Genomic DNA, 21,139 nt, shown 5'->3' on the forward strand with positions numbered 1-21,139 from the left:
GCCGTTACGCCGCGGCGTCGGTCGCCAGTGTCTTGGGAGCGCGCAGGTGCCACTCGCCCTGCTGCGGCAGGAACATCGAGCAGCACGCCATCTCCGCCTGGTAGATGTGCAGCGAGATCGCGATGGCGTCGGCGCTGGGGTTGCCGATGGCGTGGTATTCGTGCGGCGGGATCAGGCTGCCGGCGCTGCCGGGGCCGGCGTGGATGCCGCCGGCGGCGCGGAAGCGGAAACGCTCGCCGTCGCGCTCCAGCAGCTCGTACTGGGTGATCTCCAGCTCGCCGGCCCACACCCCTTCCACGCACCACAGGCCGCTGTGGTCGTGGATCGGCGTGCCCTGGCCCGGCCCCCAGGTCATGGCGACCACGCTGTAGCCGTGCGCGGGGCTGCGGTACAGCTCGCGGCGGGCGTAGTGGTCGGCGACCGGCTCGTGCACGCAGGCGGGCAGTCGCACGTCGCGGTCGCCGATCAGCTCGCACAGGGCGATGCGCAGCGCCGCGGTGACCGCGTGCAAGTCGTCGCTGCCGGCGACGGCGGCATCGAGGGCCTGGACCAGCTTGTCGCGGCCGGGGAAATCGAGGTCGGGTCGGCTGGCGTCGTTCATGCCCGGATTCTAGCTCGGGCCGGCGTACCCCGGCCGCCGCCGCCTTGCGGGCCCGGATTTCCCCCGCCCGGGCGGCACAACGGACCGCCCGGAAGCGCCACTACAGCGTGGCGAGGAACTCGCCGACCGCCGGTCCGAAGCGGGCCATGTCCACCAGGAAGGCATCGTGGCCCTGCGGCGAGTCCAGCGGCAGGAAGCGGGCGTCGGCGCCGCCGGCGCGCAGGCCGTCGGCGATCTGCTGCTGTTGTTGCAGCGGGAACAGGATGTCGGTGGTCACGCCGATCGCCAGCGCCTGGTCGACCCGGATCCGCGCCAGCACCTGCAGCACGTCGTTGCCGCGGTCGCCGCAGGGCGTGCCGCAGTATTCGGCCAGGTCGAACCAGTCCATCGAGCGGCTGAGGTAGAGGTAGCAGTTGGGGTCGAACTTGCGCACGAAGCGGCGCGCGTGCGCCTCCAGGTAGCTTTCGACCTCGAACTCGAGCCCGAACGGGTCCTCGTCGTCGCGGCGGTCCGAATCCAGGCGCACGCGGCCGAAACGGCCGTCCCATTCCAGCGCCGAGCGGTAGGTGATCACGCCGAGCTTGCGCGCCATGCGCATGCCGGACTCGGGGTAGTGTTGCTCGTCGTAGTCGCCGTGGTTCCAGTCCGGATCCAGGCGGATGGCCTCGCGCTGCAGCGAGCGGATCGCGATCGAGAACGGCAGTGCGTGCGCGGCGCCGGAAATGTTGATGTGCGCGCGGGCGGCGCCCGGGTGCAGCAGCAGGTAGGCGAGCGCGGCCATGGCGCCCATCGAGTTGCCGATCACGCACGCCAGCCGCGCGATGCCCAGCGCCTGCATCACGTGGAAGGCGGCGTTGGCGCCGTCCTCGAGCGAGAGCTCGGGAAAGTCCAGGCGATAGGGGCGGCCGCAGGCCGGGTCGATCGAGGCCGGGCCGGTCGAACCCTTGCAGCTGCCCAGCGAATTGACGCAGACCACGAACCAGCGCGTGGTGTCGATCGGCTTGCCCGGGCCGAGCATCGCCTCCCACCAGCCGGGCGCGGGATTGTCCGCGCTGGCGGCGGCGTGGGCGTCGGGCGACAGCCCGGTGAGGATCAGGATCGCGTTGCCGCGCGCGGCGTCGAGCGTGCCCCAGGTCTCGTAGGCGATGCGCGCGCCGTGCAGCACGCCGCCGCGCTTCATCGCGAACGGCGAGGGCAGGTCGAGGAAGCGCGTGCCGGGTGGAATGAATTCGGTCATGGCGCACAGTTTAACGGGCGGCGGCCGCCGGTCCGGGAAGGCGTGCGTGGAGTCCAGGCGCCGCCGGCTGTCCGGCGCCTCTGTCGGTCCGCCGAAAACCGTTGCGCAAATGCGGCGTCAGCCGCGACTGTCTTGCGGTATCCGGTCCCGAAGCATCGGGGCTCGCGTGGCGCCTACGACCGGCGCGGGCTCACGGCGGATCCTGGCCGATGACCAGTTCGACCGGCGCGGTCGCCGGCAGGCGCACGCGCACCGGTGCGGACAGCAGATCACCGTCCTGCGCGCTGGCGTCGCCGCTTTGCGACAGCCGCGCCAGCACTTCCACTTCCGCCAGCGCTGACAACTTCTGCGTCGGCATCAGGCTGTCGGCGTCGTCGAGGGTGGTGGTGAAGGGCAGTTCGGCGATGCCGTGCTTCTCGGCCGCGACCGGCATCGGCGGGCCGTCGGGCGCACGCGCGATCACGAACACGCTGGCGTCGCCGCGCAGACGCAGGCGCGCGGCGAGCGCAGGGTCGAGCCGTACCCGCACCTGCAGGCCGGGGCCGGCCGCAGCCGCGGGCGCGGCCGGCAACGGCGCCAGGCCGGCCTCGACGCGGGCCGCGTCGATCTGCGCGCGCAGCGAGGCCGCGGTGGCTGCGTCGACCTGCGCCAGCAACGGTTCCCAGGTCTGCGCCGCGTCCGCCGGGTGGCCCTGCTGGCGCTGGCTGATGCCCAGGAACCAGCGCGCGCGCTGGTGTTGCGGCTGCAGCTGCAGCGCACGCTGCAGCAGGGCCAGGCCTTGCGCATCGAAGCGGTGCTGCGGGTCGGCCAGCGCCCGCGCCTCGGCGGCCTCGACCAGCACGTCGGGATCTTCCGGCGCCAGTTGTGCGGCGCGGGCGAAGGCCTCGCGCGCCTTCTGCAGCTGTTGCCGGGCGGCGTAGGCGCGTCCGAGCAGGCGCCAGCCGTCGCGTTGTTGCGGCTCGCGCTGCAGTTGCGCTTCCAGCTGCGCGACCGCGTCCTCCAGCGTGGCCGGCGCGCGGCGTGCGGCCGGATCCAGCGCGGCCGGCGTGCCGACCAGCCGGTACAGGCCGAACGCCGCCAGTGCCAGCGCCGCGACGATGGCGACCACGGCCAGGCGCGCGGAACGCTCGCGCCACAGCGGCCGCAGCACGTATGCCAGCACCAGCAGCGTCAGGGCGCCGGCGAGGGCGACGAAAACAGCATCGTTGCCGGTCATCACCACTCCTGCTTGCGGTCGTCGTCGGCAGCGTCGGCGGTGGTCTGGCCCGCCGCGGCCGCGGGAGCACTGCCGGCGTGCCGGCGCACCACGCGCGCGACCGCCAGCCCGCCCAGCAGCAGCAGCAGCGCCGGCCCGAACCACAGCAGCCAGGTCTTCGACTCGACCCGCGGCTGGTACAGCACGAACTCGCCGTAGCGCGCCACCAGGAATTGCTTGACCTGGGCGTCGGTCTTGCCCTGGCGCATCAGCGTCAGCACCTCGCGGCGCAGGTCGTGGGCGATCTGCGCGTTGGAGTCGGCCAGCGACTGGTTCTGGCACATCACGCAGCGCAGATCGCTGGCCAGTGCGTGGAAGCGCGCTTCCTCGGCGCGGTCGTGGAACTGCAGCGGCGCCGGGTCGCCTCCCGCCTGCGCCAGGGCGGCCAGCGGCGTCAGCGCGAGCAGCAATGCGAGCAGCCAGCGCGTCATCGGCCGGCCTCCGCGCGGGCCAGCGCCGGCAACAGCTCGTCGCGCACGGTGGCGTCGGTCAGCGGGCCCACGTGCTTCCAGCGGATGATGCCGGCGGCGTCCACCAGGTAGGTTTCCGGTGCGCCGTAGATGCCCCAGTCGATCGCGTAGCGGCCTTCGTAGTCGGTCAGCACCATCCAGAACGGATTGCCGAACCGCTCCAGCCAGCGCTTGGCGTCGGCGGGCTCGTCCTTCCAGTTGTAGCCGATCACGCGCACCCGCTTGCTTTCGGCGAAGCGGGTCAGCACCGGGTGTTCCTCGCGGCAGGACGCGCACCAGCTGCCCCAGACGTTGAGCACGAACGGCGCACCCTTGAGTTCGTCGCGCGTGACCAGGCGCCCGGGCTCGTGCAGCAGCGGCAGCGCGAACGCCGGCGCCGGCTTGCCGATCAGCGGCGAGGGCAGCGCCTCGCGGTTGGGCTTGCGGCTCAGCCACACGCCCGCGCCCAGCAGCAGCACCAGCGCCGCGAACGCCGCCAGCGGCAACCAGCGACCGGCCCGGGCAGCGTTCATGCGGCCGGCTCCCGGCGCCGGAAACGGCGGTCGGTGGCGGCGACCAGGCCGCCCAGCGCCATCAGCGCCGCGCCCAGCCAGATCCAGCGCACGAACGGCTTGACGTGCACGCGCACCGCCCAGGCGCCGTCGCCCAGCGGCTCGCCGAGGGCGACATAGAGGTCGCGCAGGAAACCGGCGTCGATCGCCGCCTCGGTCATGATCTGGCCGCCGGCGGCGTAGCTGCGTTTTTCCGGATGCAGCGTGTTGACGGCGCGTCCCTCACGCAGCACCTGCACGGTGCCGTGGTCGGCGATGTAGTTGGGGCCTGGGCGACGCTGGACGCCATCGAACCGGAAGTCGTGTCCGGCCAGCGTCACCGACTGCCCGGGCGCCAGCGCCAGCTCGCGCTGCACGCTCAGGCCTTCGGTCAGCAACGCGCCGACCAGGAACACACCGACGCCGGCGTGCGCCAGGGTCATGCCCAGCATTTCGGCGGTGTAGCGGCTGCCCGCGCCGCCGCGCAGCCGGGTCCAGACGAAGCGCGCGGTGCCGGCCAGCACCCAGGCGGCGCCGGTCAGCCCGGCCGCGGCCTTCCAGGCGCCCTGCGGCGCGAGGAAGAACGCGGCGACGCCGATTCCCAGCGCCAGCCCGGCCCACGGCAGCAGCAGCGCCAGCGGGCGCGAGGCCTGCTCGCGCTGCCAGCGCGTCAGCGGGCCGAACGGCAGCAGCAGCACCATCGGCGCCATCAGCAGCACGAACAGCAGCGCGAAATACGGCGGGCCGACCGAGATCTTGCCCAGCTCCAGCGCATCGGCCAGCAGCGGGTACAGCGTACCCAGCAGCACCATCGCGCAGGCCGAGGTCAGCAGCAGGTTGTTGAGCAGCAGCAGGGTCTCGCGCGAGGCGACGGCGAAGTACTGCTTCGGGTCGGGCGTCTGCGCCGCGGTGCCCGGCGCGCGCAGCGCGTACAGCAGCAGCGAGCCGCCGATGACGATGCCCAGGAAGATCAGGATGAACAGCCCGCGTGCGGGGTCGGCGGCGAAGGCGTGCACGCTGGTCAGCACCCCCGAGCGCACCAGGAAGGTGCCCAGCAGCGACAGCGAGAACGCGGCGATCGCCAGCAGCAACGTCCAGCCGCGGAAAGACCCGCGCTTCTCGGTCACCGCCTGCGAGTGCAGCAGCGCGGCGCCGGCCAGCCACGGCATGAAGCTGGCGTTCTCCACCGGGTCCCAGAACCACCAGCCGCCCCAGCCGAGCTCGTAGTAGGCCCACCAGGAGCCGATCGCGATGCCGCAGGTGAGGAACGCCCAGGCCACGTTGGTCCACGGCCGCGTCCAGCGCAGCCAGCGGGCATCGATGTTGCCGTCCAGCAACGCCGCGATCGCGAACGCGAACGGCACGCTGAAGCCGACGTAGCCCAGGTACAGCATCGGCGGATGCGCGATCATCCCCGGGTCCTGCAGCAGCGGGTTGAGGTCGTGGCCTTCGGCCGCGGCCGGCAGCAGGCGCTCGAACGGGTTGCTGGTGAAGAGCAGGAACGCGAGGAAGCCGACCGCGACCAGTCCCATCACCCCGAGCACGCGCGCCACCACCACATCCGGCAACCGCCGCGAGAAGCGCGCCACCGCGCCGGTCCACAGCGCCAGGATCAGCGCCCACAGCAGCAGCGAGCCCTCGTGCGCGCCCCACACCGCGGTGTAGCGGTAGAACCAGGGCAGCAGCGAGTTGGAGTTCTGGGCGACGTAGCGCAGCGAGAAGTCCTGCGCCACGAAGCCGTAGGTGAGGATGGCGAAGGCGCCCGCCACCAGCAGCAGCTGCGCATACGCCGCCGGGCGCGCGACCGCCATCCACGCCCGGTTGCCGCGCTGCGCGCCGACCAGCGGCAGCAGCCCCTGCAGCGCCGCGACCAGCAGCGCCAGAAGCAGCGCGACCTGTCCGAGTTCGGGTAGCACTTACTGCGCGTCCGTCGGGGTGTCGGCGGACGCCGGCACGTCGTGCTTGCGGTGCGCGGCCTGCATCTTGTCGGCGACTTCCTTGGGCATGTAGGTCTCGTCGTGCTTGGCCAGCACCTGTTCGGCGACGAAGGTATCGCCGCGCATGCGGCCGGTAGCGACCACCGCCTGCTGCTCGCGGAACAGGTCGGGCAGGATCCCGGAGTACACGACCGGCAGCCGCGCGTCGCCGTCGTCGACCTCGAAGTGCGCCTCCATCGAACCCGGTGCGCGCCGGAACGAGCCGGCCGCGACCATGCCGCCGAGGCGGAAGCGCGCGTGCGCGCCGGCTTCTCCGCGCAGCACCTCCGAGGGCGTGTACAGATAGGCGACGTTGCGCTGCAGGGCCAGCGCCACCAGCGTGGTGGCGATCGCGGCGGCGGCGATCAGCGCCAGGATCAGCAGCAGGCGGCGTTTGCGGGTCGGGTTCATCGGGGCGTCTCCGGATCGACGTTGGCGGACGCGTCGCCGCGGCGGCCGGCCTGCAGGCGCGCCGCCCGCAGGCGCGCGGCGCGCAGCTGCTGGCGGACGGCCAGGCGCGGGGCGACGAAGTCCCACAGCAGTACCGCGGCGAACACGAGGTAGGCGGCGAGCACATAGTTCTGGTAGCTCATGGCGCGGCCTCCGCCTGCCGGCGGACCCAGTCCTTGGCGGCCTCGCGACGCAGGTTGTCGGCGCGCGCGCGCGCCAGCAGCGAGCCGACGAACCAGGCGTGGGTGCCCAGCGCCATCCACCACAGCGGCGGCAGCATGCTCGGGTCCATCGCCGACTCGCCGAGCAGCCGGATCGTCTGGCCCTGGTGCAGCGAATTCCACCACACCACCGACCAGCGGATCACCGGCAGCAGCGCCACGCCGACGATCGCCAGCAGGCCGGCGGCGCGCGCGGCGGCGCGGCGGTCGTCGATCGCGTGGTACAGGCCGATCACGCCCAGGTACAGGAACAGCAGGATCAGCTCGGTGGTCAGGCGCGGATCCCAATCCCACCACGTACCCCACATCGGCTTGCCCCAGATCGCGCCGGTCGCCAGGGTGATCAGGGTGAAGGCGGCGCCGATCGGCGCGCAGGCCATCGCCAGGATCTCGCACAGCTTGATCCGCCAGATCAGGGCGATCGCGGCGTAGGCGGCCATCAAGGCGTATATCGCCGTGCTCATCCAGGCGCTGGGCACGTGGATGTAGAGGATGCGGAAACTGTCGCCCTGCTGGTAGTCGGCCGGCACCAGGAACAGCGCGCCGTACAGGCCCCAGGCCATCGTCGCGAGCGCCAGCAGGTAGGCCCACGGGGCCCAGCGCGCGGCGAAGCGGTCGAAGTAGGGAGGCGAGCCGAGTTGGTGGAACCAGCGGACGACGGGATTCATGCGTGAACGCGCGCCCTCGGGCACGAATGCAGGGGCGCCATTGTCTCATGCGCCGCGGCGCGACAGGTGCGGCATGTCTTAAGGGAGTGCGGATCGGACCTGCGGCTGCTGCGGTCCGGCCGGGATCGGGTCGCGGTGCGGTTGCGCCCGGACGGCGGCGCGCGACGGCACGACTGCACGCGCTGCCATGTACCTGAATGCCGCAGGGCACGCGAGCGCCCGCCGTGGCGGACGTCCGCGTGCCGGATTGCCGCGGCAAGCGCCGTTACTGGACGGCGATGCTGCCCTTCATCATGGCCGAGTGGCCGGGGAAGGAGCAGAAGAACTCGAACGGACCCGCACCCTGCAGCTTGGCCACCGGGAAGGTGACCGAGGTGCTTTCGCCGCCGCCGATCAGCTTGGTGTGCGCGATCACGCGCGCGTCGTCGGCCTTGACGTAGTCGCTGGCCGCGCCGGCGGCGACGCCGTCGGCGAGCACGCCGGCCATGTCGGCCTGGCTGGAGATCACCAGGTTGTGGCCCATCGCCCCGACCGGCATCGTGCCGGTGTGCTTGAGGTTGATGGTGAACTCGGTGCAGGAGGCCGGGACCGCGATCGAAGCGGCGTTGTACTGCATGGCGTCGGTGCTTTCGATCGTGGTGCTGCAGTCGGCGACGACCGCGGCGGCGCCGGCGGCGGGCGCCTCGGCTGCGGCCGGCGCTTCGGCGGCAGGCGCTTCGGCCGCTGCGGCCGGGGCTTCGGTCGCGGGGGCGGCGGCCGGTGCGGCCGGCGCTTCGGACTTGTCGGCGCAGCCCGCCAGCGCAAGTGCGCAGGCCGCAGTCAGCATGGTCAGTCGGATGTTCATCGATGAACCTCGTCGAAAAAATGGGAATGAGAAAGGGTAAGGTCGCGGTCGCGGCGGCATCACGCGTCGCCGGGTCGGACGGCCTCGTGCGAATTTTGCGCCTATTGACCTGCCGGATGCATGATCTGGCTCAAGTGCTGGCGATCCGGATCGCGGCCGCGGCCGCCAATGGTGCCAGCACCAGCGCCAGCGCCAGCCCGGCGCCCAGCAGTAGCAGCGCACCGGTCGGGTCCAGGCCTTGGGCCGCGGCGGCGACGCTGCCGGCACCGAACACCAGCACCGGCACGTACAGCGGCAGCGCCAGCAGCGCGACCAGGATGCCGGAGCGGCGCATGCCCACCGTCAACGCGGCGACCACCGCGCCGAGCAGGCTCAGCAGTGGCGTGCCCAGCGCCAGCGAGGTCAGCAGCACCGGCAGTTGCGCGCGCGGCAGGTGCAGCAACTCGGCCAGGAACGGCGTGGCCAGCAGCAGCGGCAGCGCGGTACTCGCCCAGTGCATGCCGGTGCGCACCAGCACCAGCCAGGCCAGCGGCACCGGCGCCAGCATCCATTGCTCCAGCGAGCCATCCTCGGCATCGCCGCGGAACAGCGTGTCCAGCGCCAGCAACCCGGCCAGCAGCACCGCCAGCCACAGCACCGCCGCGGCTGCCCGCGCCAGCGCCTGCGCCTCGGCGCCCAGCGCCAGCGCGAACAGCACCACCACCAGCAGCGCGAACAGCGCCGGCTGCAGCGCGTCGCCGCGCCGCCGCCACAGCAGCCGCGCGTCGCGCGCCAGCAGCGCGCGCCCGGCCTGGGCCAATCCCGGATCGGCGTCCACGGCTAGCCCGGCTCCGGCAGTGCGGCCGTCTGCGCGCCGCCGCCCAGGGTCAGCATCCGCGTGCGCACCGGCGGCGCCGCATAGGCGCCGTGGGTGGTCAGCAGGGCCGCGCCGCCGCCGCGCAGATGCGCCTGCACCATGCGGTTGACCAGGGTGATGCCGTCCAGGTCGAGGTTGGCGTAGGGCTCGTCCAGCAACCACAGCGGCGTCGGCATCAGCCACAGCCGTGCCAGCGACAGGCGCCGCTTCTGCCCGGCCGACAGTTGCCGGACCAGGGTGTCCTCGTATCCGGCCAGGCCAACCATGCCCAGCGCGTTGCCCGGCAGCTGGCCGCGGCGACGGCCGAACAGGCCGCAGGAAAAGTGCAGGTTCTCCAGTGCGGTCAGGTCGGCCTTGAGCGCCGGCAGGTGGCCCAGGTAGGCGATCGCGCGGGCCCGCAGCGAGGCGCCGGCGGGCTGGCCCTCGATCGCGATCTCGCCGGCATCGGCCGGCAGCAGGCCGGCCAGCACCCGCAGCAGGGTGGTCTTGCCGGCGCCGTTGTCGCCCTGCACCAGCAGCGCCTCGCCGGCGTCGACGCTGAAATCCAGCGGGCCGAACACCGGGATCTCGTTGCGGGCGAAGCTCAGGCCGCGGACGGCGAGCAGCGGTGGCGGCGCGGCGCCGGGCATCAGCCTGCGACCGCCGGCAGCCAGTCGACGAAGGCCGCTTCCAGCGCCAGCGGACGGGCGTGGTACATGCGCAGCCGCAGCGGCTCGCCACGCCGGCAGTACAGGTTGGCGAGCTGCCCGAAGCGGCGGCCGAGCGCGTCCAGCTCGGCCAGCGGCAGGTCCACCGTCAGCCAGCTGGGCTCGCGCCAGCTGCGGTTGCGGGCCGAGGAGAACGCAGGCCGGTAGACGGCGCCGCTGGCGCGCAGCGCGGCGTGCAGCGCGGTGTCGGCGCTGCGGTTGGCTTCCTCGGGCTGCACCATCGAATGCGGATTCCAGGCCGAGACCAGGCCGAACTCGCGGCCGTCGGGGAAGGTCGCCTCCAGGTCCGGCACCGGCGCCCCGGCCCGCAGCGGATACCACTCCCCGCCCCATTCCCAGCGGTACTCGGCATCCAGATAGGCCCGCATCAGGGCAATGACGCGGACATCGTCCAACGCGAACCTGCTCACCGGCGACGACCTGCAACCGTGCTACAAAGGCCGGCATTGTAACGACTCCGTCATCGCCGATGCCCGACGCCATGCCTTTTCCCCCGACCAAGCTGCCCAGGGTCGGCACCACCATCTTCAGCGTGATGTCGCAGCTGGCGACCGAGCACCGGGCGGTCAACCTCGGCCAGGGGTTCCCCGATTTCGCGGTCCCGCCGCGGCTGGTCGAGGAGCTGGACCGCGCCATGCGCGCCGGCCACAACCAGTACCCGCCGATGACCGGAATTCCGGCCCTGCGCCGGGCGATCGCGGCCAAGACCGAGCGCTGCTACGGCTGGCGTCCGGACGCGGACGCGGAAGTCACGGTCACTTCCGGCGCCTCCGAGGCGATCTTCGACGCGGTCCACGCCGTGGTCCGGGCGGGCGAGGAAGTGATCGTGCTGGACCCGTGCTACGACTGCTACGAGCCGGCGATCGAACTGGCCGGGGCGACGGCCGTGCACGTGCCGCTGGGAGCGCCGGGCGGCGGTCCGGCGAGTTTCGCGCCCGACTGGGACAGGGTGCGCGCCACGATCACGCCGAGGACGCGGATGCTGATGATCAACAGCCCGCACAACCCGTCCGGCGCGACGCTCGGCGCCGGCGACATGGCCGCCATCGCCGGGCTGCTGGCGGGCACGGACATCGTGCTGCTGGCCGACGAGGTCTACGAGCACATCGTGTTCGACGGCGCGCGCCACGAAACCGTGTTGCGGTACCCGGAACTGCGCGAACGCGCGTTCGTCGTCTCCAGTTTCGGCAAGACCTACCACTGCACCGGCTGGAAGCTCGGCTACTGCATCGCGCCGCCGGCGCTGAGCGCGGAGTTCCGCAAGGTCCACCAGTACAACACCTTCTGCAGTTTCGCGCCGGCGCAGCACGCGTTCGCGGCGATGATCGACGCCGAGCCGGAGCACTACGAGCGCCTGGGCACGTTCTACGAGGCCAAGCGCGACCGTTTCCGCGCGCAGCTGCTGACGACGAAGCTGCAGCCGCTGCCGGTGCCGGGCGGCTATTTCCAGCTGGTGGACTATTCGGCGGTCAGCGATCTGGACGACCTCGCGTTCTGCCGCTGGCTGACCGTGGAGCACGGCGTCGCCGCGATCCCGCTGTCGCCGTTCTACCGGACCCCGCCCGCCGGCCAGCGGCTGGCGCGGCTATGCTTCGCCAAGAACGAGGCCACCCTGGATGCGGCGATCGAGCGCCTGCAGAAGCTGTAGCCGCCCGGCGCGAGCGGCTGCGGCGGACGGCTTTGCAGGAGTCGCTTTGCCGGAGCCGCTTTGCAGGAGCGGCCTTGCAGGAGCGACGTGAGCCGCGATGGATTCCCCCGCGCAGCGCGCCCTGGCCGCGCCTGCGCCCGACAAGAAGGCAACGAGGCGACACATGCAGGACCTGCGCATCTCCCTGGTCCAGGGCAACACCCGTTGGCACGACCCGGCGGGCAATCGCGAGTACTACGCCCGCCTGATGGCGCCGCTGCGCGGCAGCACCGACCTGGTACTGCTGCCGGAAACCTTCACCAGCGGCTTCAGCAACGAGGCCATCCACGACGCGGAAACCATGGACGGCCCCACCGTCGCCTGGTTGCGCGAGCAGGCGCACCGGCTGGATGCGGCGATCACCGGCAGTGTGCAGATCCGCGCCGACGGCGGCGTGTTCAACCGCCTGTTCTTCGCCACTCCCGATGGCGAGCTGCGCCACTACGACAAGCGCCACCTGTTCCGTTATGCGCGCGAGCACGAGCGTTACGCCGCCGGCCGCGCGCGCCTGACCCTGGAGTGGCGCGGCTGGCGCATCTGCCCGCTGGTCTGCTACGACTTGCGCTTCCCGGTGTTCTCGCGCAACCGCTACGACGTCGAGCGCCCGGGCCAGCCGGACTACGACCTGCTGCTGTACGTCGCCAACTGGCCGTCGGCGCGCAACCACGCGTGGAAGACGCTGCTGCGCGCGCGCGCGATCGAGAACCTGTGCTTCGTCGCTGGGCTCAACCGCGTCGGCACCGACGGCAACGGCCATCATTACTCCGGCGACAGCGCGGTGGTCGACTTCCTCGGCCAGCCGCTGGACGAATGCGCCGACCGGGAAGTCGTGGTCACCACCACACTGCCGGCCGCGGAACTGCGGGCCCACCGCGAACGCTTCCCGGCGATGCTCGACGCCGACGCCTTCGCCCTGCGCTGAGCACCCGGCACCGGGGCCTGTGGCCCGCCAGCGTACGGCCGGGTGCTGGCTGCTGCGCGTGCCGCCGCGCGGCAGGGCGGGATGCGGGGCAAACCCGCACGCCGCGCGCGCCGTCGCGGACGCGCTCAGAACGCCACCGTCGCCAGCAGCGGCGCGTGGTCGGACAGGCGGGACCACGGCGGCGCCGACAGCACCCGCGGCTGACGCGCGCTGGCGTTGCGCAGGTAGATGCGGTCCAGCGGCAGCAGCGGCCAGCGCGCGGGAAAGCTCGCCGCCAGGCGGCCGTGGGCCTGGACGAAGGCTTCGCGCAGGCCGCTGTCGCGCAGCAGCGCGTGGCCGCGGCCGCGCCAGTCGTTGAAATCGCCGGCCACGATCAGGGGCGCGGTTGCCGGCACTTCCTCGTGCATCAGCGCGCGCAGCAGCTGCAACTGGCGCCGGCGGTGCGCTTCGCGCAGCCCCAGATGCACGCAGACCGCATGCAGCGCCGGTCCATCGCCGGGGACATCGAGCACGCAATGCAGCAGTCCGCGCTGCTCGTGTCCGCGGACCGAGACGTCGTGGTTCGCGTAGTGCAGGATCGGGTAACGCGACAGCAGCGCGTTGCCGTGGTGGCCGTGCGGGTAGACCGCGTTGCGGCCGTAGGCGTATTGCGGCCAGAGGCTGTCGGCGAGGTATTCGTATTGCGGGGCGGCGGGCCAGCCGGGATGGCGCCGGGCATGCCGCGCGTGCGCGCCCAGGACTTCCTGCAGGAACACCAGCTCCGCCGATTCGGCGGCGATCGCATGGCGCAATTGCGGCAGCACGAAGCGCCGGTTCGCCAGGTCGAACCCCATGTGGATGTTGAGGGTCAGGACGGTGATCGCCGGCATGCGCGTGCGGGGTGGCCGAGTGGGGGATCCTCCATCGGCGGGATCCGGCGCGGCGTGAGGGCCGGGGATCCCGGGCGGGGCGGGGTTGCGGCGCGCGCCCGCGGCCGGGATGACGCCGCCGGCCCGGCGCCGAAAAACACGAAGGGGGCGATCGCCCCCTTCACGTCTCAGCGATGGCCGCCCTGCGGGTTGCGATTGCCGCCGCCCGGGCGACCACCGCCGCGCGGGCCTCCCGCACGCGGGCCGCCCGGACGCGGACCGCCCGGGCGCGGACCACCGGGCCGGGGCCCGCGCTTGCCGGCGCCGGGGCGCGGGCTGCCGGGGCGCTCGCCGTAAGGGTTGTAGCTGCCCGGGTTGGCGTGGTCGGAGGGGAAGCTCGGTGCATTGCCGGGATGCCCGTACAGGTACGGAGCACGTTGCCCGCGGCCGGGGCCGCCGCCGTTGGCGCGCTCGCCGCGCCCGCCCTGGGGTCGGTTGCCGCCGCCGGGACCGCGGCTTGCCGGCTTGCCGGCGTAGGGTTTGCGGGCGCGGCCGCCCTCGGGGTTGCGATGGCCGGCCGGGCCGGTGTCCACGCCCTCGGGCACGTACCAGGTACGGAAGGCACCCGGGGTGCCGGCATCGCGCTGCTCGCCCGGTCGCATGCGCTGGCCCTGCTGGCGCGGCCCCTTCGGCTTGAAGCCCTTGCGCGCCTGCTTGGCCGCGGCTTCGCCGCTGACGGTCAGGGCGCCGGGCTTGCGCGGGCCGCCGCGGCCGCGGCCGCGGTCCTCGCGGACGTTGTCGAAGCGGCGCAACTCGCGGCCTTCGTCGGCGAGGTTGTGGCCGCCGACGTAGCCGGGCGCGCGCGGCTGGCCGCCGACGTGCACGGTCGCCCTGGCCGCCTTGCGCTGGCCGATCACCGGCTGCAGCGTCAGCGCCGACGGCGCGCCGTCCTCCAGCCCGAGCTGCTTGCGCAGCGCCTCGACCCGGTCGGCCGGCAGTTCCTGCGACTGTCCGCGCAGCAGCGGCTGCGGCAGCACGATATCGCCGTAACGGGTGCGCTTGAGCCGGCTGACCTGGCAACCCTGCGACTCCCACAGCCGGCGTACCTCGCGGTTGCGGCCTTCCTTGACCACCACGCGGAACCAGTCGTGCCGGCCCTTGTCGGGCGTGTCGGTGCCGCCGATGCGCTCGACCTCGTCGAACTTCGCCGGGCCGTCCTCCAGCGCGACGCCGCGGCGCAGGCGGTCGACCAGCTTGTCGGACACCGCGTCCTCGCCCTCGGGCGCGCGCACGCGGCAGACGTACTCGCGCTCGACTTCGTGGCTGGGGTGCATCAGCGCGTTGGCCAGCTCGCCGTCGGTGGTCAGCAGCAGCAGGCCGGTGGTGTTGATGTCCAGGCGCCCGATCGCGATCCAGCGCGCGCCCTTGAGCGCGGGCAGGGCCTCGAAGATCGTCGGCCGGCCTTCGGGATCCTCGCGGGTGGTGACCTCGCCCTCGGGCTTGTTGTACATCAGTACCCGCGCCGGTTCGGTCAGCGCGGTGGCGACGAAGGTGCGGCCGTCGATCTCGATGCGGTCGCCGCCCTTGACGCTGGAGCCCAGCTGCGCGGTGTCGCCGTTGACCTTGACCAGGCCGTCGGCGATGCGCTGCTCCAGCGCGCGCCGCGAGCCCAGCCCGGCCTGCGCCAGCACCTTGTGCAGGCGTTCCTCCAGGCGCGGGGTTTCGGCGCTCTGGCCGCGTTTGAGCGACAGCTTGCGGCTGCCGGGGGTGGATTGTTCGCTCATTCCGTCTGCTCCGACGAGACCCGCTCCGGCTGCAACGCCGTGGCCTCGTCCTGGGGTTGTGTCGGGTCCGCAACATCGGGGGCGGAGTCGGCTCCGGCCCCGGTCGATCCGGATTCCGTGGTGGGCGGGCCGGACATCGACTCCGATCCCGGTGCCGCCGGCATTGCGAGGTCGCCGACCGGCAGCGCGTCGCCGGCGGCGTCGGCGGCGAATGTCAGTTGCGGCTCCAGCTCGCCGATGTCCTTGAGTTCGGACAGCGGCGGCAGCTCGTCCAGGCGCTTGAGGCCGAAATAGTCGAGGAAGGCCTTGGTGGTGGCCAGCAGCTCGGGCTTGCCGGGCACGTCGCGATGGCCGACGACGCGGATCCAGTCGCGCTCCTCCAGCGCCTTGATGATGTTGCTGTTGACCGCGACCCCGCGCACCTGCTCGATCTCGCCGCGGGTGATCGGCTGGCGGTAGGCGATCAGCGCCAGCGTCTCCAGGGTGGCGCGGGTGTACTTGGTCTGGCGTTCGGTCCACAGCCGCGCCACCCACGGGTGGACGTCGGCCTTGACCTGGAAGCGGAAGCCGGAGGCCAGTTCCACCAGTTCCACGCCGCGCTCGGCGCAGCCCTCGCGCAGCGCCTCCAGCGCGCGTTCGACGCTGCCGTCGGGCGCCGGTTCGTCCAGCGGGAACAGGCCGTGCAGCTGTGCCAGCGTCAGCGGCTGGTTGGCCGCCAGCAGGGCGGCTTCCACGATCCGGGTGATCAGTTGTTGGTCCATGCGGGATCTGTCGGATGGGCGGCGGGGCGGGGCCCCGGCCGCGGTCAGTCGGGTTCGTTGGCGGCGTCGGGTTCGTCGTCGAATTCGCTGGACAGCTCCAGCGCGCGGGCGCCGCCCTCGTCGGCGGCCAGCGACTTGACGTAGATGGGCGCCAGCGGTGCCTCCTGCACGATGTCGAGCAGGCGCTCCTTGGTCAGTTCCAGGATGCCGAGGAAGGTGACCACCACCCCGAGCCGGCCTTCGCGCAGCTCGAACAGCGACTCGAAGCGATGGAAGGCGCCGTCGCCCAGCCGCGCCAGCAGCTCGCCCATGCGCTGGCGCACGCTGAGCGCGTCGCGCTTGATCGCATGCTGGGTGTACAGCTCGGCGCGCTTGAGCACGTCGTGCAGCGCCAGCAGCATCTCGCGCAGGTCCACCGGCGGCGGCAGCCGCACCGCGGCGCGGTCGGGGACGAAGGCGCTCGCGGGGCTGGTGTCGCGGTCCTGGCGGGGCAGGGAATCCAGGTCCTCGGCCGCCTGCTTGAAGCGTTCGTATTCCTGCAGCCGGCGCACCAGCTCGGCGCGCGGGTCGCCCTCGGCGTCCTCCTCCATCTCCGAGCGCGGCAGCAGCATCCGCGACTTGATCTCGGCCAGGATCGCGGCCATCACCAGGTACTCGGCGGCCAGCTCGAAGCGCATCTCGTGCATGGCCTGGATGTAGTCGACGTACTGGCGGGTGATCTCGGCCACCGGGATGTCGAGGATGTCCAGGTTCTGCCGGCGGATCAGGTACAGCAGCAGGTCCAGCGGCCCCTCGAACGCATCGAGGATGATCTCCAGCGCGTCCGGCGGGATGTACAGGTCCTTCGGAATCTCCACCACGGGCTGGCCGAGCACCATCGCCAGCGGCATCTCATGCTGTTGCGGAGCATGCTGCTGCGGGTGGGCGCTGGTGCTGTGGTCGACGGTCGCGTCGGACACGGGGCCGCTAGGGGTTTGGGTCATCGGGATCACTTGGCAGCCCCTCCCGGGGCCGCGCGGTCTTGCGGGGGCGCGCACCGGAGGTGCGGCCGGGACACTCTGTGCAACGTCGGGTACGGCGATCTGGCGGGCGAAGCATGTTCCGGACGCCGCAGGCGGAGCGCGCCTCGCGTGCTGCGGGGCGGACGAACGGAGAGGTCGTCGGGTGCGGGCTCAGGGAGCGGCGGAGCGGCCGCGGCGGTGGCGCGGGCAGCGTCCCGCCAGGACATCTGCAGCATTCGCCGCCGCTGCATCCGGCCTCGGCAATGGCGCACAGGTTACGGGCTGTGCCGGAGCCTGTCCAGCATCCGGGCTGAACGGCCGCGGCGGCTACAATCCCGGCAACGACAACGTGGATGCGGGCGATGTGGTACGCGATCGAGGGACACGACGGCGCCGACGTGCTGGCGCGACGGCAGGCCGCCCGCGCCGGGCATCTGGCGCGATTGCATGCGCTGCGCGATGCCGGGCGCCTGTTGCTGGCCGGGCCATGCCCGGCGATCGATGCCGAGGATCCGGGTCCGGCGGGGTTTTCCGGCAGCATCGTGATCGCCGAGTTCGCGTCGCTGGAGCAGGCGCGTGCCTGGGCCGAGGCCGATCCCTACGTGTCCGCCGGGGTCTACGTCCGGGTCGACGTGCGGCCGTTCAAGCCGGTGCTGCCGTGAGCGTGCCGGCCGCCAACGCGCAGCGCATCGCGCGCATGCGGCAGCTGCTGACCCAGGCGTTCGCCCCGGCCGCGCTGGAGGTGAGCGACGACAGCCACCGGCATGTCGGCCACGCCGGCGCGCGCGACGGGCGCGGGCATTTCACCGTGCACATCGTCAGCGCCGCGTTCGCCGGGATGGCGCCGCTGGCCCGGCACCGCGCGGTCTATGCGGCGCTGGGCGCGATGATGCAAAGCGACATCCACGCGCTGGTGATCCAGGCGCGGACGCCCGACCGGGGCTGAGCCGGACCGGCGGATGGCTGCTGCGATGCAGCATGCGGAGCCGCAAGACCCAATCCGCGAGCCGCGCAAAAACGCGGAAAACAAGCCACAACGGCCATCGGGATCCCGCCACGGTCCGGGAAACGGTTTACGGACGTCCGCGGACCCGTTACTTTCGGCACCCTGCTCCGGCCTTGCCCTTGGCTCCGTTGAACGGTCCCGGTGTCACCATCAAGGATGTCGCGCGCCTCGCCAACGTGTCGGTGGCGACGGTGTCGCGCGCGCTCAACGGCCACGAGAACGTCGCCGCGGCGGTGCGCGAGCGGGTGCTGGCGATCGCCAGCTCGCTCGACTACTGCCCGCACCACGCCGCCCGCGTGCTCAGCAGCCGCCGCACCCGGACCGTGGGCGTGGTCCTGCCGGACCTGCCTTGCGAGTACTACGCGCGGCTGATGTGCGGGATCGACCTGGCCGCCCGCGAACGCGGCCTGCAGTTGCTGGTCTCCGGCCACCACCAGTCGGAGCAGGCGCAGGGCGCCGCATTGCGGAGCATGCGCGGGCGGGTCGACGGCATCATCGTGATGTCGCCGCATGCCGGGGTCGACGTGCTGGCGGCGCACCTGCCGGAGGCGCTGCCGGTGCTGCTGCTGGACAGCGACGCGCAGTTGCCGAACGTCCGCAGCCTGCGGATCGACAACTACGGCGCCGCCCGCACGCTGCTGCGGCACCTGCTGGATCGCGGCTACCGGCGGATCGCCTTCATCGCCGGGCGCGAATCCCATTTCAACGCCGACGAGCGCCTGCGCGGCTACCGCGACGGGCTGGCCGAATGGCTGCCGCAGGCGCAGCCGTGGGTGCTCGCCGGCGATTTCGACGTCGCCTCCGGGCATCGGGCGGGCAAGGCGCTGCTCGCCGCGCCGCAGCTGCCGGACGCGGTTTTCGCCGCCAACGACACGATGGCGCTGGGCTGCATGCTCGCCTTCGGCGCGGCGGGAGTGCGGGTCCCGGGCGACATCGCGCTGGCGGGCTTCAACGACATCCCGCTGGCGCAGTACATGCATCCGGCCCTGACCACCATGCGGGTCGACATCGCCGGTTTCGGCGCGCGCGCCCTGCACCTGCTGCTGGAGGACGCCGACGCCGCAGCCGTGCCGCAGTGCCTGCCGGCCGAACTGGTGGTGCGCGAGTCGACCGTCGGCAACGGCCCGGGACGTCGGGACGATACCCTCACGGACACCAGTGCACTTGCAGGGTCGCTCCCGGGGTGGTGAAGGCGATGCGCACCGGCAGCGGCCGCGGGTCGCTGCCGGCGAGGGCGCGCTCGAACACGCCGCGCTTGTGCTGCCCGCGCAGCAGCAATAGCCGGGTATGCGCCGGAGCCAGGCCCGTGGGCGTCAGGCTGATCCGACGCGGCCACGGGCCGGCGCCCGGGCAGCCGCCGGCATCCACGGCGACATAGGCGTTGTCGCTCGCCAGCGCGGCGTCCAGGCCGCGCATGTACGGAAACAGCGAGGCGACATGGCCGTCCTCGCCCATCCCCAGCAGGACGATCCCGGGCGCACGGCGCGCATGCAGGTTGGCGTCGGCGACGGCCGCCTCGATGCTGCGCCCGGGGCGGGTCAGGGTTTCGAAGCGCGCTGCCGCGGCGTGGCCGCGCAGCAGGTGCTCCCGCACCAGGTACGCGTTGCTGTCCATGTCGTCCGGGCGCAGCCAGCGCTCGTCGACCAGGGCGATGTCGACCCGCTCCCAGTCCAGCGGCGCCTGCGCCAGGGCGCGGAACACCGGTGCGGGAGTGCGGCCGCCGGACACCAGCAGCCGCGCGCGCCCGGGGTCTTGCAGGTCGCGGCGCAGCGCGGCCGCGACCGCGACCGCGATCGCCCAGGCCCACTGGTCGTCGTTGCGGTAGGAGTGGAACTCCACCGGCCACGGGCGTTGCTGCGGCGCGCCCATCAGCCGCTTCCCGCCGCTGCCTGGTCTGCGGCCAGCACCGCGGCGCCGAGCAGGCCCGGGTTCGGGTGCAGCACCGCCAGCGTCGGCACCCGGGCCATCGCCGGGGCGTAGCGGCCCTTGCTCTCGAAGCGCTGGCGGAAGCCCGAGCGCTGCAGCGCCGGCAGCAGCAGCGGCACCATGCCGCCGCTGAGGTAGACGCCGTCCCAGGCGCCGAGCGTGAGCACCAGGTCGCCGGCAATCGCGCCGAACACCGCGCAGAACACGTCGATCGCGCGCAGGCAGCGGCGATCGCCGGCGGCCGCGCGGGCGGTGATGTCCTCGGCTTGCAGCGGGCCCGGGTCGACCCCGGCGATCTCGCTCAGGGCGCGATGGATGTTGACCAGCCCGCCGCCGCTGACCAGGCGTTCGTTGGAGACCCGGCCGTAATAGGTCGACAGCCGCTCCAGGATCGCGATTTCCTCCGGCGTGCCGGGGGCGAAGCTGGCATGCCCGCCTTCGCTGGCCAGCGGGTAATGGCGGCCATCGCGCACGATCAGCGCGCCGATGCCCAGGCCGGTGCCGGGCCCCAGCACGGCGTACGTGCGCGCGCCGCCGCCGGATGCGGCCGGCTCGGGCGCGCCGATCGCGAGCACGTCGCCTGCGCCGAGCGAGCGCAGCGCCATCGACTGCGCCACGAAGTCGTTGACCAGGGTGACCGTCTCCAGTTCCAGGGCCTGGCGCACCCGCGTGCGCGACACCACCCAGGGATGGTTGGTCATGCGCGCGATGTCGCCGTCCACGCGCCCGGCGACCGCGAACACGCCGCTGCCGGCTTGGGTCCGGGTCGCGTTGAGATAGTGCTGCGCGGCCTCGGCCAGCGATACGAACGCCTCGACCGCGTAACTGCGGATGCTGTCGCCCAGCAGCGGCATGGGTGCGGCGGGATCGGCCAGCGCGAAGCGGGCATTGGTGCCGCCGATATCGGCGAGCAGGACGCGGTTGCCGCTCATGCGCGACTCCGGCGGCGTCGCGGCGCGTCCGGGACGGCGTTCGCTGGTGGGGACAGGCGCTGCACAGGTCCTCGCTCCCGGGTCGGCCGACGCGATTCGTCCAGGCAGCGTCCGTGCGTGGCGATCGCGATCCAGCGGGCGCCGTCCCTGGGCGGGCGCTGGGTCAGGCGCTGCAGGCGGGCCTGCATCGGCCCGCGACCATACCAGTTTCCCGGGCAGCGCCGCGTCGGCGCGGGAGAAACGTCCGGCCCGACGCGGCGGCGACGACGCGGCGGCGACGGCGTGGTGGCGATGTGGCCGTACGCGCGGGCGCTGCGCTTGCGGCCGCAGGCCTGGCGCGCGGCCCGCCCCGGCGCGGACGCTGCCGGGGCAGCCCGCTATACTCGCGAAGGGGGCCGCCGCCGGCGCCGCCATGCCGCAAGCCGGATTCGAAACGGATCAATGGCTTGCCGGTCAC

The 21,139-nt window shown here is 72.8% G+C and carries 23 protein-coding genes and 1 pseudogene; 5 read left to right on the plus strand and 19 right to left on the minus strand.

Annotated elements, in window-relative coordinates; translation table 11 throughout:
• Nucleotides 1-4: 4 nt before the first annotated feature.
• From D0Y53_RS08700 to D0Y53_RS08760, 13 genes are all read right to left on the minus strand, one after another.
• On the minus strand, nucleotides 5-601 hold the full coding sequence (locus tag D0Y53_RS08700; RefSeq protein WP_117202842.1) for a cysteine dioxygenase family protein: 597 nt from the start codon (nucleotides 599-601) through the stop codon (nucleotides 5-7).
• Between the two features lie 100 nt (nucleotides 602-701).
• Nucleotides 702-1,838 (minus strand): homoserine O-acetyltransferase MetX, encoded by a 1,137-nt coding sequence (gene metX / locus D0Y53_RS08705; protein ID WP_117202843.1) that lies wholly within the window; start codon nucleotides 1,836-1,838, stop codon nucleotides 702-704.
• A 190-nt stretch (nucleotides 1,839-2,028) separates the two neighbouring features.
• On the minus strand, nucleotides 2,029-3,054 hold the full coding sequence (locus tag D0Y53_RS08710; RefSeq protein ID WP_117202844.1) for a tetratricopeptide repeat protein: 1,026 nt from the start codon (nucleotides 3,052-3,054) through the stop codon (nucleotides 2,029-2,031).
• Complete coding sequence (locus D0Y53_RS08715; RefSeq protein ID WP_117202845.1) at nucleotides 3,054-3,524, minus strand: cytochrome c-type biogenesis protein; 471 nt, start codon at nucleotides 3,522-3,524, stop codon at nucleotides 3,054-3,056. The genes D0Y53_RS08710 and D0Y53_RS08715 overlap by 1 nt, the downstream gene beginning before the upstream one ends.
• Complete coding sequence (locus D0Y53_RS08720; RefSeq protein ID WP_117202846.1) at nucleotides 3,521-4,075, minus strand: DsbE family thiol:disulfide interchange protein; 555 nt, start codon at nucleotides 4,073-4,075, stop codon at nucleotides 3,521-3,523. Before D0Y53_RS08720 ends, D0Y53_RS08715 begins: the two co-directional genes overlap by 4 nt.
• On the minus strand, nucleotides 4,072-6,009 hold the full coding sequence (locus D0Y53_RS08725; RefSeq protein ID WP_117202847.1) for a heme lyase CcmF/NrfE family subunit: 1,938 nt from the start codon (nucleotides 6,007-6,009) through the stop codon (nucleotides 4,072-4,074). The genes D0Y53_RS08720 and D0Y53_RS08725 overlap by 4 nt, the downstream gene beginning before the upstream one ends.
• On the minus strand, nucleotides 6,010-6,480 hold the full coding sequence (ccmE, locus tag D0Y53_RS08730) for a cytochrome c maturation protein CcmE (RefSeq protein WP_117202848.1): 471 nt from the start codon (nucleotides 6,478-6,480) through the stop codon (nucleotides 6,010-6,012).
• Complete coding sequence (gene ccmD, locus D0Y53_RS08735; protein ID WP_117202849.1) at nucleotides 6,477-6,662, minus strand: heme exporter protein CcmD; 186 nt, start codon at nucleotides 6,660-6,662, stop codon at nucleotides 6,477-6,479. Before ccmD ends, ccmE begins: the two co-directional genes overlap by 4 nt.
• Complete coding sequence (gene ccmC / locus D0Y53_RS08740) at nucleotides 6,659-7,408, minus strand: heme ABC transporter permease CcmC (protein WP_117202850.1); 750 nt, start codon at nucleotides 7,406-7,408, stop codon at nucleotides 6,659-6,661. The genes ccmD and ccmC overlap by 4 nt, the downstream gene beginning before the upstream one ends.
• Nucleotides 7,409-7,673: 265 nt before the next feature.
• Nucleotides 7,674-8,252, minus strand: a complete 579-nt coding sequence (gene azu, locus D0Y53_RS08745; protein ID WP_117202851.1) for an azurin — start codon at nucleotides 8,250-8,252, stop codon at nucleotides 7,674-7,676.
• A gap of 130 nt (nucleotides 8,253-8,382) precedes the next feature.
• Nucleotides 8,383-9,069 (minus strand): heme exporter protein CcmB, encoded by a 687-nt coding sequence (gene ccmB / locus D0Y53_RS08750; protein WP_117202852.1) that lies wholly within the window; start codon nucleotides 9,067-9,069, stop codon nucleotides 8,383-8,385.
• A 2-nt stretch (nucleotides 9,070-9,071) separates the two neighbouring features.
• Nucleotides 9,072-9,737: a heme ABC exporter ATP-binding protein CcmA gene (gene ccmA / locus D0Y53_RS08755; RefSeq protein WP_117202853.1), complete on the minus strand. Its 666-nt coding sequence runs from the start codon at nucleotides 9,735-9,737 to the stop codon at nucleotides 9,072-9,074.
• Nucleotides 9,737-10,183: a DUF3293 domain-containing protein gene (locus D0Y53_RS08760; protein WP_117202854.1), complete on the minus strand. Its 447-nt coding sequence runs from the start codon at nucleotides 10,181-10,183 to the stop codon at nucleotides 9,737-9,739. Before D0Y53_RS08760 ends, ccmA begins: the two co-directional genes overlap by 1 nt.
• Before the next feature lie 113 nt (nucleotides 10,184-10,296).
• On the opposite strand from D0Y53_RS08760, the gene D0Y53_RS08765 reads away from it, so the two are divergent.
• Together D0Y53_RS08765 and D0Y53_RS08770 are read left to right on the plus strand one after the other, a co-directional pair.
• Nucleotides 10,297-11,463 carry a pyridoxal phosphate-dependent aminotransferase gene (locus tag D0Y53_RS08765; protein ID WP_117202901.1) on the plus strand — a complete coding sequence of 389 codons (1,167 nt, stop codon included), beginning with the start codon at nucleotides 10,297-10,299 and terminating at the stop codon, nucleotides 11,461-11,463.
• Nucleotides 11,464-11,626: 163 nt separating this feature from the next.
• A complete protein-coding gene (locus D0Y53_RS08770) occupies nucleotides 11,627-12,424 on the plus strand; it encodes an amidohydrolase (RefSeq protein ID WP_117202855.1) in 798 nt (265 codons plus the stop codon).
• 125 nt (nucleotides 12,425-12,549) lie between these two features.
• On the opposite strand, the gene D0Y53_RS08775 is transcribed toward D0Y53_RS08770, so the two are convergent.
• The 4 genes and pseudogenes from D0Y53_RS08775 to D0Y53_RS08790 all read right to left on the minus strand — a co-directional run bounded on the left by D0Y53_RS08775 (nucleotide 12,550) and on the right by D0Y53_RS08790 (nucleotide 16,800).
• Nucleotides 12,550-13,293, minus strand: a complete 744-nt coding sequence (locus D0Y53_RS08775) for an endonuclease/exonuclease/phosphatase family protein (protein ID WP_117202856.1) — start codon at nucleotides 13,291-13,293, stop codon at nucleotides 12,550-12,552.
• A gap of 167 nt (nucleotides 13,294-13,460) precedes the next feature.
• Nucleotides 13,461-15,056 (minus strand): pseudouridine synthase, encoded by a 1,596-nt coding sequence (locus D0Y53_RS08780; RefSeq protein ID WP_117202857.1) that lies wholly within the window; start codon nucleotides 15,054-15,056, stop codon nucleotides 13,461-13,463.
• A gap of 208 nt (nucleotides 15,057-15,264) precedes the next feature.
• Nucleotides 15,265-15,817, minus strand: a pseudogene (gene scpB / locus D0Y53_RS08785) (SMC-Scp complex subunit ScpB); the annotation flags it as partial.
• A gap of 44 nt (nucleotides 15,818-15,861) precedes the next feature.
• Nucleotides 15,862-16,800, minus strand: coding sequence for a segregation and condensation protein A (locus tag D0Y53_RS08790; protein ID WP_117202858.1), 939 nt, complete (start codon nucleotides 16,798-16,800; stop codon nucleotides 15,862-15,864).
• A gap of 380 nt (nucleotides 16,801-17,180) precedes the next feature.
• On the opposite strand from D0Y53_RS08790, the gene D0Y53_RS08795 reads away from it, so the two are divergent.
• The 3 genes from D0Y53_RS08795 to D0Y53_RS08805 all read left to right on the plus strand — a co-directional run bounded on the left by D0Y53_RS08795 (nucleotide 17,181) and on the right by D0Y53_RS08805 (nucleotide 19,014).
• Complete coding sequence (locus D0Y53_RS08795) at nucleotides 17,181-17,480, plus strand: YciI family protein (RefSeq protein WP_117202859.1); 300 nt, start codon at nucleotides 17,181-17,183, stop codon at nucleotides 17,478-17,480.
• 35 nt (nucleotides 17,481-17,515) lie between these two features.
• Nucleotides 17,516-17,764: a BolA family protein gene (locus tag D0Y53_RS08800; protein ID WP_117202902.1), complete on the plus strand. Its 249-nt coding sequence runs from the start codon at nucleotides 17,516-17,518 to the stop codon at nucleotides 17,762-17,764.
• A 179-nt stretch (nucleotides 17,765-17,943) separates the two neighbouring features.
• Complete coding sequence (locus D0Y53_RS08805) at nucleotides 17,944-19,014, plus strand: LacI family DNA-binding transcriptional regulator (protein ID WP_386724501.1); 1,071 nt, start codon at nucleotides 17,944-17,946, stop codon at nucleotides 19,012-19,014.
• Here the strand turns inward: D0Y53_RS08805 and pgl are convergent.
• Nucleotides 18,971-19,693 carry a 6-phosphogluconolactonase gene (gene pgl, locus D0Y53_RS08810; RefSeq protein WP_117202861.1) on the minus strand — a complete coding sequence of 241 codons (723 nt, stop codon included), beginning with the start codon at nucleotides 19,691-19,693 and terminating at the stop codon, nucleotides 18,971-18,973. The genes D0Y53_RS08805 and pgl overlap by 44 nt on opposite strands.
• On the minus strand, nucleotides 19,693-20,682 hold the full coding sequence (gene glk / locus D0Y53_RS08815) for a glucokinase (RefSeq protein WP_117202862.1): 990 nt from the start codon (nucleotides 20,680-20,682) through the stop codon (nucleotides 19,693-19,695). Before glk ends, pgl begins: the two co-directional genes overlap by 1 nt.
• Nucleotides 20,683-21,139 lie beyond the last annotated feature (457 nt).

This window comes from Cognatiluteimonas weifangensis, assembly GCF_003416885.1.
GTDB classification, from domain to species: Bacteria; Pseudomonadota; Gammaproteobacteria; order Xanthomonadales; family Xanthomonadaceae; genus Cognatiluteimonas; species Cognatiluteimonas weifangensis.